General features: G+C 72.5%; 12 protein-coding genes. 4 read left to right on the top strand and 8 right to left on the bottom strand.

Translation table 11 applies throughout. The annotated features are described in order from the left end of the window. Window positions 1–5: 5 nt before the first annotated feature. Complete coding sequence (locus tag C3488_RS32535; RefSeq protein ID WP_103844475.1) at window positions 6–491, bottom strand: Lrp/AsnC family transcriptional regulator; 486 nt, start codon at window positions 489–491, stop codon at window positions 6–8. 60 nt (window positions 492–551) lie between these two features. On the opposite strand from C3488_RS32535, the gene C3488_RS32530 reads away from it, so the two are divergent. After that, complete coding sequence (locus C3488_RS32530; protein WP_103844488.1) at window positions 552–1,769, top strand: PLP-dependent aspartate aminotransferase family protein; 1,218 nt, start codon at window positions 552–554, stop codon at window positions 1,767–1,769. 78 nt (window positions 1,770–1,847) lie between these two features. Here the strand turns inward: C3488_RS32530 and C3488_RS32525 are convergent, their stop codons facing one another. From C3488_RS32525 to C3488_RS32515, 3 genes are all read right to left on the bottom strand, one after another. After that, window positions 1,848–3,269: a GNAT family N-acetyltransferase gene (locus C3488_RS32525; RefSeq protein ID WP_258053805.1), complete on the bottom strand. Its 1,422-nt coding sequence runs from the start codon at window positions 3,267–3,269 to the stop codon at window positions 1,848–1,850. 200 nt (window positions 3,270–3,469) lie between these two features. After that, window positions 3,470–5,056, bottom strand: a complete 1,587-nt coding sequence (locus C3488_RS32520; protein WP_103844473.1) for an alkaline phosphatase — start codon at window positions 5,054–5,056, stop codon at window positions 3,470–3,472. 290 nt (window positions 5,057–5,346) lie between these two features. Next, a complete protein-coding gene (locus C3488_RS32515) occupies window positions 5,347–6,177 on the bottom strand; it encodes an alpha/beta fold hydrolase (protein ID WP_103844472.1) in 831 nt (276 codons plus the stop codon). Between the two features lie 178 nt (window positions 6,178–6,355). Here C3488_RS32515 and C3488_RS32510 point away from each other — a divergent pair, with 178 nt between their 5' ends. Next, complete coding sequence (locus C3488_RS32510) at window positions 6,356–7,255, top strand: RNA polymerase sigma-70 factor (RefSeq protein WP_103844471.1); 900 nt, start codon at window positions 6,356–6,358, stop codon at window positions 7,253–7,255. Between the two features lie 262 nt (window positions 7,256–7,517). Continuing rightward, the gene (locus C3488_RS32505) at window positions 7,518–8,273 is read left to right on the top strand and encodes a GntR family transcriptional regulator (protein ID WP_103844470.1); all 756 of its coding nucleotides are present in this window, start codon (window positions 7,518–7,520) and stop codon (window positions 8,271–8,273) included. Between the two features lie 138 nt (window positions 8,274–8,411). On the opposite strand, the gene C3488_RS32500 is transcribed toward C3488_RS32505, so the two are convergent. Continuing rightward, on the bottom strand, window positions 8,412–9,566 hold the full coding sequence (locus C3488_RS32500; RefSeq protein ID WP_103844469.1) for an ROK family protein: 1,155 nt from the start codon (window positions 9,564–9,566) through the stop codon (window positions 8,412–8,414). A 209-nt stretch (window positions 9,567–9,775) separates the two neighbouring features. Between C3488_RS32500 and C3488_RS32495 the strand changes: the two genes are divergently transcribed. Next, complete coding sequence (locus tag C3488_RS32495; protein ID WP_103844468.1) at window positions 9,776–10,219, top strand: hypothetical protein; 444 nt, start codon at window positions 9,776–9,778, stop codon at window positions 10,217–10,219. Between the two features lie 23 nt (window positions 10,220–10,242). Here the strand turns inward: C3488_RS32495 and mug are convergent, their stop codons facing one another. The 3 genes from mug to C3488_RS32480 all read right to left on the bottom strand — a co-directional run. After that, window positions 10,243–10,818 (bottom strand): G/U mismatch-specific DNA glycosylase, encoded by a 576-nt coding sequence (gene mug / locus C3488_RS32490; protein ID WP_103844487.1) that lies wholly within the window; start codon window positions 10,816–10,818, stop codon window positions 10,243–10,245. After that, entirely contained in the window at window positions 10,815–12,257 is a 1,443-nt protein-coding gene (gene purB, locus C3488_RS32485; RefSeq protein ID WP_103844467.1) for an adenylosuccinate lyase, read from the bottom strand. The genes mug and purB overlap by 4 nt, the downstream gene beginning before the upstream one ends. Before the next feature lie 84 nt (window positions 12,258–12,341). Then, on the bottom strand, window positions 12,342–12,660 hold a 319-nt coding region (locus C3488_RS32480), incomplete at its 5' end, for a DUF4326 domain-containing protein (RefSeq protein ID WP_103844466.1).

Raw genomic sequence — 12,660 nt, 5'->3', positions numbered from 1 at the left:
ACGGCTCACGCGGTGGCCTGTCCCGGCGGGAGCAGCGGGCCGCAGTCCCACTGCTGGAAGATCAAGCGGGTCTCCACCCGCGCCACCTCGCGCCGTGCCGTGAACTCGTCGAGCACCAGTCGCTGAAGATCCGCCATGTCCGCCACCGCGACATGCACGAGGTAGTCGTCCGGGCCGGTGAGGTGGAAGACGGTACGGGACTCGGGCAGCGCCCGGATGCGCTCCACGAACGGACCGACCAACTCCCGCCGGTGCGGCCTGACCTGTACCGACAAAAGCGCTTCCAGGCCGCGTCCCAGCTTCGCCGGGTCCAGCCGCAGCTGATGGCCGAGGATCACGCCCGAGCGGCGCAGCCGGGTCACCCGGTCCAGGCAGGTCGAGGGCGCGACCCCGACCTGCGCGGCGAGGTCGCGGTAGGTGGCCCGGGCGTCGTTCTGCAAAAGCCGCAGCAGATGCAGATCCACCGGGTCCAGTACGACGGATTCGGCCATGCGCCGAACGTAACACGGGTTTCGCCGCCGTGACCCCGGCCGGTGTTCAGTCTGCCGTCCATGGACTCCCGTACTCATGACACGCGGAACGGATTCCCCGCGAGCGGTCCGTCCGGGCGCCGGGCGCTCGCCACCGAGGCCGTGCACGCCGGACGCGAGGATCTCGTCGGCCTGGGGCTGCACGCGCCGCCCCTGGACCTGTCCACCACCTACCCCTCCCCGGACAGCCGGGGCGAGGCCGCCCGCCTCGACGCCTTCGCGGCCGACGGCGCCGAGCTGGTGGGCCCGCCCGTCTACGGACGGCTCGGCAACCCGACCGTCGCCCGCTTCGAGACCGCGCTCGCCCGCCTGGAGGGCACCGAGAGCGCGGTCGCGTTCGCCAGCGGCATGGCCGCCCTGAGCGCCGTGCTGCTCGCCCGGGGCGCGCTGGGCCTGCGGCATGTCGTCGCCGTACGACCGCTGTACGGCTGCAGCGACCACCTCCTGACCGCCGGGCTGCTGGGCTCCGAGGTGACCTGGACCGACCCGGCGGGCATCGAGGAGGCGCTGCGCCCGGACACCGGCCTCGTCATGGTCGAGTCCCCGGCCAACCCGACGCTCGCGGAGGTCGACCTGCGGGCGGTCGCGCACGCGTGCGGCTCGATTCCGCTGCTGGTGGACAACACCTTCGCCACGCCCGTGCTGCAGCGGCCCGTCGAGCAGGGGGCGCGCCTGGTGCTGCACAGCGCCACCAAGTACCTCGGCGGGCACGGCGACGTGATGGGCGGGGTGGTGGCCTGCGACGAGGAACTGGCACGCCGGCTGCGGCAGGTGCGCTTCGCGACGGGTGGGGTGCTGCATCCACTCGCCGGCTATCTGCTGCTGCGCGGCCTCGCGACGCTGCCGGTACGGGTGCGGGCGGCGTCCGCCACCGCGGCCGAACTGGCCCGCCGTCTCGCCGCCGACCCGCGGATCGCCCGTGTCCACTACCCCCGCATCGGGGGCGCCATGGTCGCCTTCGAGGTGCACGGAGATCCCCACGCGGTGATCGCCGGGGTCCGGCTGATCACGCCCGCGGTGAGCCTCGGCAGCGTCGACACCCTCATCCAGCATCCGGCGTCCATCAGCCACCGCATCGTCGACGCCGCGGACCGCCGGGGCGCCGGGGTGAGCGACCGGTTGCTGCGGCTGTCGGTGGGCCTGGAGGACGTCGAGGACCTGTGGGCCGACCTGGAGCGGGCTCTGGGGGCGGAACAGGGCGCAGACGGTCGGCTCCGGGAGGAGGTCGCGGGCCGGTAGCGGGCCCGGTCCCGGCAAGCGGAACGGCCCGGCGGAGTGCGCCGGGCCGTTCCCCGTCGGTCGTGCGTGGGCGAGTCGTCAGTCGCGCGCGCCCCTCGAGCCGGGCCGCTCGTACGCCTCTCCGTACGGCAGGCGCGACGCCACCGGGGTCGCGTCCAGGCGGGCCGTGATGACGAGAGTGCCCTCCTCGATCTGGTAGTCGAGGGGCAGCCCGAGGCCGCGCATCGCGGCGACCATGCCGGTGTTGGACGCCTGCGTGACCGCGTAGACGTTCTCGCAGCCCGCCTCGACCGCCATCGACACCAGACGGCCGAGGAGTTCGCTGCCGATACCGCGCCGCTGCCACTCGTCCTCGACGAGCAGCGCGACCTCCGTCTCGTCACCGTCCCACAGCAGATGACCGAGGCCGACGATGCGGCCCGATCCCGTCTGCACGGCCAGGGTGCGGCCGAAGCGCGGGCTGAGCAGGTGGCCCAGATAGCGATCCGCGTCGTGGACCGGCCCGTGGTAGCGCATGCCCAGCGTGCGTGCCGAGCACCGGGCGTGCATCTCCTTCGCCGCCTTCAGGTCGGAGGTGTCGGCGCGCCGCACGGTGATCGCGTTTCCTTCCGGCAGCGTCAGCACGTCCTGGCTGCGCGGGATGCGCGGACCGAGCCGCGTGTCCAGCTCCACCAGCGCGCGTGCCCGCGCGAACTCCGTCGGGGTGAACGGCAGATACGGCCGCTCCACCGTGATCACCCCGCCTTCCGGTGCCCGCAGCCGCATCACCGTGTCCTCCAGGGCGCCCTCCACGGGAGCCTCCTCCTGGGCCCGGCCGGAGCCGGGGGAGACGGCGGGCAGGGAACGGATGGTGCACCGGCCGAGCAACTGCCGCAGTGCGAGCGGAAGTTCTGCCGCGTCCAGGGCGGTACGCGCGGCGAGTCCGAGCACCCGGGTCGGGACGTCCACCAGGTCGTGTGCGTCGGCCCGCTCGATCCAGGTCCCGTCGCCGCCGGCCTGTGACACGGCCCGGGTGACCGCGCCCGCCTCCACGTCGGCGGGCGCCCGCAGCAGGAACTCGTCGACCGTGCCGTGCGTCAGCGGGTGTGTCTGCAGGCTGAGGATGTCGATGCGCAGCCTCGCGAGGGCCGTGCACAGCGCGGCCAGCGAGCCCGGCTCGTCCTTCACCGTCGTCCGCATCCGCCACAGTGTGTTCGCCCCGTCGGCCGCGTCGGTCCCGGACGGCCCGGCCTGCTCCGCCTCGGGGAGCGGCCGGGCGCCGGTATCGGCCGAGGGCGGCGCATGGCCGTGGCGGCGTGACCACCATGTGTGGAACGCGGCCGTCGCCACCAGCGCCACCGCCGAGATGACGAGGAGGGCGGGTCCGTCGGGCCCGTGTCCGACCAGGTTGGCCGTCACGTCCGCCACCGCGACCGCTGTGAACAGGGCGGCGAGTTCCACCAGGTCGCGTCGCCAGTGGTGCACCGGGCGGCCGTTCCTGGCGCGCCTCACGTCAGACATGTCTGGAGTCATGCAAGTACTGTGCAGGAAGGGTGTTGCGTGATCACGAACGCTTTGTGACTGATCGGTTAAGTGTAGATCTGTCCCTTTTGTTGCCTGTTGTACGAGATATGCAGGCGGCGGCGACCGGGATGCCGCGCACCGGGGGATGACGCCGGTGCGCGGCGTGGTGATCGAGGGTAGCCGAAGCGGCGGGCCCGTTACTGGCCCACGCGCCCCGGCTGCAGCGCCTGGGCGAACAGAACAGTACCGTCCTGCTCCCGCAGACGGACCGTCAACTCAGCGCTGTCACCGTCGATGTCGACCTCACCGAAGAACTGGTAACCGCCGGCGGGGGAGACGTTCGAGGCGGTCGGCGCCTTCACGAACACCCGCTCCGGACCGAACGTGCCGTCGAGCGCGCTCGCCGGGAACGCGCCTGCGTTGAGCGGACCCGAGACGAACTCCCAGAACGGCTCGAAGTCGCCGAAGGCCGCCCGCGAGGGGTGGTAGTGCTGCGCCGAGGTGTGGTGCACGTCGGCGGTCAGCCACAGCGTGCCCGTGATCCTCCGGTGCTTGATGAACCGCAGCAGCTCCGCGATCTGCAGCTCTCGCCCGAGCGGCGCGCCCGGGTCACCCTGTGCCACCGCCTCGAAGTCGGGCTTGTTCTCCATGGGGTCCGGCACGACCAGGCCGAGCGGCATGTCAGCCGCGATCACCTTCCAGACCGCGCGGGATGCCGCCAGCTCCCTCTTCAGCCACTCCAGTTGTTCGGCACCCAGGATGCCCTGCGGATCGATGGTCTGGCTGTCCGGCGAGTTGGGGTCGCGGTAGGTGCGCATGTCCAGCACGAAGACGTCCAGCAGGGGTCCGTGCCGCATCACCCGGTACACCCGGCCGTGCTTGTCACCCGGCTGCAGCGTCGAGATCGGGAAGTACTCGCTGAACGCGCGCCGGGCCCGGGCGGCGAGCACATCGATGCTCTTCTCGGTGTAGCGGGTGTCGGAGGAGGCGATCACCTCGCCCGGGTACCAGTTGTTGCGGACCTCGTGGTCGTCCCACTGGATGATCGACGGCACCTGGGCGTTGAACCGCTTGAGGTTCTCGTCGAGCAGGTTGTACCGGAAGTTGCCGCGGTACTCGGCCAGGGTCTCGGCGACCTTGGACTTCTCCTCGGTGGTGATGTTCCGCCAGGTCCCGCCGTCGGGCAGGGCCTGGGTGGCCGAGATGGGGCCGTCGGCGTAGATGTTGTCACCGCTGCACAGGAAGAAGTCCGGGTCCAGCTTCGCCATCGCGTCGTAGATCCGGTAACCGCCGAGGTCCGGGTTGATGCCCCAGCCCTGCCCGGCCAGGTCCCCCGACCACAGGAACCGCACCCCGCGGCGCCGCTGGAGAGGTGTCGTACGGAAGGTGCCGGTCACCGGCTCGCCGGTGCGGCGCGGGTCGTCCGGGTCGGCCAGCAGCACCCGGTAGTGGATCTGCTCGCCGGCGGGCAGCGCGTGCAGCCGCGTGGTGCCGGTGAAGTCGGTGTCCGGGCCCAGCAGCGGCCCCTGCCATCTGCGCGGGTTGCGGAACGACTCGGTCGCGGCGGTCTCGACGATCATCCGGGCCGGGCGGTCGGAGCGCACCCAGACCAGACCGGAGTGGGCGGTCACGTCGCCGGCCTGGACGCCCCATCCCGCCTTCGGGCGTCCCGACAGGGAGAACGCCGGCGCCGCGCCGAGCGCGGTGGGCAGGGTCAGGGCCGCCGAAGCGGCCAGGGAGCCGCGCAGCACGCTGCGGCGGGCGGGGGAGGGACGGTGTGACATGGGATGCGCCTCCAGGGACGTATTCCGGCCAATGGGCACCGCAACACCTACTGGTGCGCCACGGCGCGCACGGAAACCCCGAGTGAACAACGGGCCCCGGCAGCACGGTGAAGGGCGCCCGGCACGCGCGTGGCCTCCGCCGTCACCCGTACGCCTTCCCGGACATGTGGGCCTGACAGGCGGCGCAACCCGGCACCGGTCGAACACCGTCGTCGGCCGCCGTCCGGTGCGCGGACGACGGAGTGGCGCCGAACCGGCCGAGGCCGCCCGTCCCAGACCGCCCGGCCGGGTCAGCGGCTGCCGTCCAGGATGACCCTGGCGACCAGCGCGGGGTCGTCGTTCATCGGGACGTGCCCGCAGCCGGGCAGGCGCACCAGCCGGGCCCCGGGGATGATCCGCTTGGCGCGAACGCCCTGACGGTAGAGCAGCAGCCGGTCCCTGGTGCCCCACGCCACGGTGACCGGCAGCCCGGGCACGTCATCGGTGAACTGGACGGAGGTGCCCGCCCGGAGGGTCTCGGCGAACCCCTCGGCGCGGGCCAGCGCCAGGGTCTCGGCGACGACGGCCTCGGGTGAACGGCGGCCGGGACGGGCGTAGATGGTGCTCGTCAGGACGGTCCGGCCGGCCGCCGTGCGCGACAGCCGCTCCACCACCGGCAGCGGCGTGTTCCGCGCGGCCTGCCGCATCGCGGAAAGGACCGTGAACGCGTACCGGCGCTCGACGGGGGTCCAGAAACCGGCGGGCGCGAGGGCGGTGACGGACCGTACGAGCTTCTCGCGGCCCAGCTCCAGGGCCAGCAGTCCGCCGAGGGAGTTGCCCGCCACATGCGGACGCTCGATCCCCAGCGCCTCGCACAGCGAGCCGAGCGCGGGAACCACGGTCGCCAGGTCGTAGGCGAGCCCCTCCGGCAGGGCCGGGGACGCGCCGAAGCCCGGCAGGTCGACCGCGATCACGTCCCGCTCGGTCGCCAGGATGTCCACGACCGGGTCCCAGGCCTGCCGGTGGTGGCCGATGCCGTGCAGCAACAGGAGCGGTTCGCCCGCGCCCACGCGCGCGTAGGAGACGGTCACGGTCCGCGGGCCGTGCGGGGAGGGGACGCTGAAGGAGACCGTGGCCGGCATGGTGCTGCTCCTCGTCTGGGGGCACGGACGATGTGGTAGACAGCTTGTCAGCAATTGCTACCCGCCGGTAGCCCCTGTGTCGACGCCCACTCGGTCACAGGCGGTCCGTCGGCCATTGTGCTGCGGCAACCGCCTTGTCTCCTGGACAGGGTGGGAGCGTGTCGGATGGGATGGGGCGGTGACGACCGACACCACGACCGAGGTCTTCGAAGAGCATCGCCCCGTCCTGATGGGGGTGGCCTACCGCATGCTCGGCCGGGTGACCGACGCCGAGGACGTCGTCCAGGAGGCCTGGCTGCGCTGGTCCCGCGCCGACCGCGACGCCGTGCGCGAACCGCGCGCCTACCTCGTCCGTGTCACCACCCGGCTGGCCGTCGACCGGTTGCGTCAGGCGCAGGCCCGCAAGGAGTCCTACGTCGGGCCCTGGCTGCCCGAGCCCTACGTCACCGACTTCGGCGACACGGCGCCCGATGCGGCGGACCGCGCCGTGCTCGCCGACTCCGTCTCGCTCGCCGTCCTCGTCGTGCTGGAGTCCCTGTCGCCGCTGGAGCGCGCGGTGTTCGTGCTCAAGGAGGCCTTCGGTTTCCCGTTCGGGGAGATCGCCGCCACCCTCGACCGCAGCGAGGCCGCGGTGCGCCAACTGGCCGTACGCGCGCGCAAGCACGTCGACGAACGTCGGCCGCGCTACGACGTCGACCCCGCCGAACGCCGCGACCTGACCGAGCGTTTCCTCGCCGCGGCCGCCGAGGGCGACCTCGAGGGGCTGATGGAACTGCTCGCCCCGGACGCACGGCTGATCGGCGACAGCGGCGGTCGCGCCAAGGCACCGCTGCGCGTCCTGCACACCGCGGACAAGGTCGGCCGGTTCCTCGCAGCCGTGGCCGGGCAGCCTCCGGCGGACATGTCGCTGCGCTTCCTGGAGCTCAACGGCGGTCCCGCCCTGCTCGTCCTGTCCGGCGGCAAGCCCGACACCGTGTTCCAGGTGGACGTGGTGGACGGGCGCGTCCAGTGCGTCTACGCCATCCGCAACCCGGACAAGCTGGCCTCCCTGCCGGTCGACCGGCAGCCGGAAGAGTGATCGGGAAGCCTTGTACGACGACGTCCGCGAACCCGGGCGGCGGGAAAGTCCGTGAACGGGGGATTCGCCGACATGTCGTACGCGCCGTTGACCGCGAACGCACTGTGAACACTCTGTGACACTGCGCACGGTGCCGGGCAGTCGATCGAGGATTGGTCTTGACCAAGGGTGGGGGCCGCCCTATGGTCGCAGAGAAGTGCAACAACCTTTAAAAAACAAGGGCGCTTAAAGCCGCCGGGCCACGGCGATCGCGGAGGACAGGGTGGGGACCACGCAGCTGGAATCGGTGCCGGAGCCCAAGTACTGGCACCTCAAGACCGTGCTCACCGAAGCACTCGACTCCGAGTTCTCCGTGGGCGAGATCCTGCCCAACGAGCGGGATCTCGCCGCCAGGTTCGGGGTCGCCCGCGCCACGCTCCGCCAGGCGCTCGACCAGCTCGAGCTGGAAGGCCGCCTGCAACGCCGCCGCGGGGTCGGCACCACCGTCGCCCCGCCGCGCGTCGGGGTGGCCGTCGGCGCAGAGGGGCACACCTGGCCGGGGGCGGCAGGCGACGACTGGCAGCCCACCGACTGCACGGACGTGGTCCCGCCCGCCGCGGTGGCCGACCTCCTGGAGACCGACCAGGCCGAGCAGGTGCACACGGTGCGCCGCTCCCGCGTGTCGCACGGCCGGCCCGTGGCCGCCGAGCTGCTGTACATCCCGCACTCCTCGGTGCCCGACCTCTCGGCGATCGACGCCCCCTCCGGCGCGGCACGCGCGCGTGCCGTACTGCGCGAGCTGCAGCACCTGGCGCTGGAGGCCCGGGACCAGGCGGTCGAGCTGGGCTCGGTCAGCGCCGAGGACGCCAAGGAACTCGACCGGCTGCCCGGTGCGCCCGTCCTCGTCGTCACCACCCGCTTCCACTCCGGCGGACGCACCGCGGCCGTCTCCGTCGCGACCTACCGCGCCGACACCTGCCGCCTGACCTTCGGGGGCGACATCGAGATCCACCACGGCCCGGAGCGCCGCGCCTCCTGACCACTCCGCCGCTCCCGGCAGCCGGCACCTCAAGCCGCACCTGTCGCGCCCGGCAGCCGGCATCCGAGACCGTGCCCGTCGCGCCCCGGTCACCCGGGGCGGGACGCCGTTCGGACACCCACGGGCTGCCGGCCGGATTCAGCGCCGCGCCGTGACCGTCCCCTCCACGGCGAACAACTGCTCCTCCACGTGGTCCAGCGCCAGCCGCAGCGCACCCGTCGCCACCGCCGCCTCGCCCAGCTGCGACAGGGCCACCCTCGGGGGACGCAGGCAGTAGCGGGCCAGCTCATGGCGCAGTGGGTCCAGGACGCCGTCCAGGCCCACCGCCCAGCCTCCGATCACGACCAGTTCGGGGTCGAGTGCCAGGACGAGGGCCGCCACATCGTGCACCAGCCGCTGCAGGAAACGGTCCACGGCGGCGCGGGCCCGCTGGTCGCCCCCACGGGCCAGCGCGAACACATCGGCCACCTGCTGTTCGTCCAGCGGCTGCAGCGGCTCGTCCGTGGTGGACAACAACGTCTCGGGCTTCGCCTCGCGGCCCAGCAGATGCAGCGCGCCGATCTCCCCGGCCGCCCCGCCGTAGCCGCGGTGCAGCCGACCGCCGATCAGCGAACCGGCGCCGGGGCTCAGCCCGGCCAGTACGAACACCACGTCGTCGGACTCGGTGGCGGCGCCCTTCCAATGCTCCGCGACGGCCGCCGCGTTGGCGTCGTTCTCGACGAGGACCGGGCACTTGAAGGAGCGGCTCAGCCGTTCGCCCAGCTTCAGACCGGTCCACTCGGGCAGGGCCGTGCCCAGCCGTACCGTGCCGTCCGCCTCCACGATCCCGGGGGTGGCCACCCCGACCGCGCGCAGCGAACCACGGGACACGCCCGACCGGCGCAGCAACTCGGCGACCGTGCTCCGCAGCCGCTCCAGCCGTTCGTCGGCCGGCGCCGACTCGGCGACCTCTCTCGAGAGGCTGCCGAGCTCACGGCCGTCGAGATCGGCGAGGAGCGCGGTCACCCGGTGCGCGCCGACGTCCAGCCCCAGCAAGTGGCCCGCCTCCGCCCGGAACCGGAACCTGCGCGCGGGCCGCCCCTGCCGCCGGGCCGCGCCCTCCTCGGCCGCCGCCTCCACCACGAGCCCGGCCTCGATCAGCCCCTCGACGACTCCCTCGACGGTCGGCCGCGACAGCCCCGTCACCCGGGTGACCTCGGTGAGCGTCGCACAGTCCGTCGCGCGCAGCGCGTGCAGCACCACGGCGGAGTTGATCCGTCGCAGCAGAGAGGGGTCCCCGCCGGTCAGCCCCACCGTCGTCCTCCCAGGTCGTGGGCGTGTTGGCCGGATCGTACTCGGCACCGCGCCCACCCGCGAGGGCCGGGCGCCGTCAGGGACGGCGGGCGACGGTGTGGGCGGCGGTGGCGCTGCTCGCGGGCGCCTGGAGCAGGGCACCAGGACCCCTGATGCCCCGGAGCTCTGACGCGACGCCAATTGTCAGTGGTGACTGGTCTACTGGACGCATGACCATCGACCACCACCTGGCCACGATCGACCGGCTGTGTCTGCGCGAGTTCCCCGCGCGACCCGGCAGGTCGGACGTGGGGTTCGGGGGGCCCGGGTACCACATCGCCGAGTTAACGGTGAGCGTCGGCCTCGGCACGGGTGACGGCGCGGCACGGGAGCGCACAGCGGAGGACTTCGATGCGTGGAGGGAAGCGATCGCCCAGCGGCTGAAGGACCGGTGGGGACAGGGACAGCGCTGGGGGATGCTGACCCTCGGGGTGCGCAGGGCGCGCGGCGAGGAGATACCGCAGCCCTGGGCGCTGCTGGGCGACCTCGTGCACGAGGTGCATCTGTGGCAGGCGGACGGGACCGGCCGGTGGGTCGCCCTGGGAGTGGCCGAGCGCGACGAGACCGACGAGATACGACTCCTCGCGGTCGTCACGGCCATAGACCCGCCCTGACCGACCCAGGACCTCTCGTGGGATCACGCAGGGCCTGATCCGAACGAAAGAGCCTGGTCCCGTGCGGCGTGCCTCAGCCGAGCGTACTCCTCCGCCATCGTCGCCGTCGTCCAATGCGCGTTGAGCCCGCTGGGATTGGGCAGCACCCAGACGCGGCTGGAGCCGATCGTCCGCTCCTGCGGGCCGACACGGGCCGTGCGGTCGTCGAAGGCCGCTCGGTACGCGGTCACCCCGACCACGGCCAGGAACTTCGGCCGCAGCCGCTCCACCTTGGCGCGGAGGATTCGTCCACCCTCGCGGTACTCCTCCGCGGTCAGCTCGTCGGCCCGCGCGGTCGCCCGCGCCACCACGTTCGTGATCCCGAGCCCGTACGACAGCAACTCGGCCTGCTCGGACGGCCGGAGCAGCCGCGGGGTGAAGCCCGACAGATGCAGCACGGGCCAGAAGCGGTTGCCGGGGCGGGCGAAGTGATGGCCCGTCGCCGCCGTCATCAGCCCCGGGTTGATACCGCAGAAGAGGACGTCGAGGCCGTCCGCGACCACGTCCGGTACCAGACGGTCGCGGGCGGCCTCCAGGTCCGCCGGGGTGAACCGGGTCAGAGGATCGCCCCCGGGGTGTAGCCGGCGGCCTCCGGGTGCTGCTTCACGATCTCCTCGACGCCGGCGACGATCGAGGCGACCTGGTCGGCCGCAGCGCCCGTGAAGGACAGCTTGTCCGCCATCAGCGCGTCGAGCTCGGCGCGGTCCAGCGGGATGCGCTCGTCGGCGGCCAGGCGGTCGAGCAGCTCGTTGCGCTCGGCACCCTGCTCGCGCATCGCGAGGGCGCAGGCGACGGCGTTCTCCTTGATCGCCTCGTGCGCGACCTCCCGGCCCACGCCCGCGCGCACCGAGGCCATCAGCACCTTGGTGGTGGCGAGGAACGGCAGGTAGCGGTCCAGCTCGCGCGCGACCACCGCCGGGAAGGCGCCGAACTCGTCGAGCACCGTCAGGAACGTCTCCAGCAGCCCGTCCAGCGCGAAGAACGCGTCCGGCAGCGCGACCCGGCGCACCACCGAGCACGACACGTCGCCCTCGTTCCACTGGTCGCCCGCCAGCTCGCCGGTCATGGAGGCGTAGCCGCGCAGGATCACCATCAGGCCGTTGACGCGCTCGCAGGAGCGGGTGTTCATCTTGTGCGGCATCGCGGAGGAGCCGACCTGACCCGGCTTGAAGCCCTCGGTCACCAGCTCGTGCCCGGCCATCAGCCGGATCGTCTTCGCCAGCGACGACGGCGCGGCCGCGAGCTGCACCAGCGCGGTGACGACCTCGTAGTCGAGGGAGCGCGGGTAGACCTGGCCGACGGAGGTGAAGGCCTGGGAGAAGCCGAGGTGCCCGGCGATCCGGTGCTCCAGCTCGGCGAGCTTGCCCGCGTCGCCGCCCAGCAGGTCCAGCATGTCCTGCGCCGTACCGACGGGGCCCTTGATGCCGCGCAGCGGGTAGCGGCCGAGCAGCTCCTCGAGGCGGCCGTACGCGACGAGGAGCTCGTCGGCGGCCGTGGCGAAACGCTTGCCGAGGGTGGTGGCCTGCGCGGCCACGTTGTGCGAGCGGCCGGCCATGACCAGCTCGCCGTACTCGCCCGCCAGCTTGGCGAGGCGCGCGAGGACGGCCACCGTGCGGTCGCGCATGAGCTCCAGGGAGAGCCGGATCTGCAGCTGCTCGACGTTCTCGGTCAGGTCGCGGGAGGTCATGCCCTTGTGCACCTGCTCGTGCCCGGCGAGCGCGTTGAACTCCTCGATCCGCGCCTTCACGTCGTGCCGGGTGACCTTCTCGCGCTCCGCGATCGAGGCGAGGTCGACCTGGTCGAGGACGCGCTCGTAGTCGGCGATCGCCTCCTCCGGCACCTCGATCCCGAGGTCCTTCTGGGCCCGCAGCACGGCGAGCCAGAGCTGTCGCTCCAGCCTCACCTTCTGCTCGGGGGACCAGAGCGTGGCCAGCTCGACGGAGGCGTAGCGTCCGGCGAGGACGTTCGGGATACGGGGCTTTGCGGGCGCAGCAGTCACGTGTACGGATTCTACTGGCGATTCCTGCAGGCCAGATCCACGGCCGGTTCGGCGGAACCTACGAGACGGCCGTCACGTAATGGGCTACCGCCTGCTGTCGGCGACCTCCGCCAGGATGTCCGCGTGGCACAGCTCGGGCGCGCACCAGCACGCGAGGGTCTTGCCGCGCAGCTCGGGGACCTGCGCCAGCAGGTCGGGACGGCCCATGAGGTGGTCCCGGTACTTGGCCATCACCTCCTCCCGCGTCCCGTCGTGCCTCTTCTTGGGAGTGTCGATCTGGAACGGGTTGTACAGCGGGTGCTGGGGAAGGTCCCAGCCGCCCCGGGTGAGGCGGCGGCCGACGTAGACCACGTTCCTGGGCGCGTGTTCCAGCCGGGGGCCGTACTCCTGAAGGCGGCCCTTG

This window comes from Streptomyces sp. Ru72, assembly GCF_002920635.1.
Taxonomy (GTDB): domain Bacteria; phylum Actinomycetota; class Actinomycetes; order Streptomycetales; family Streptomycetaceae; genus Streptomyces.
This window is presented reverse-complemented; position numbering and strand designations above follow the sequence as displayed.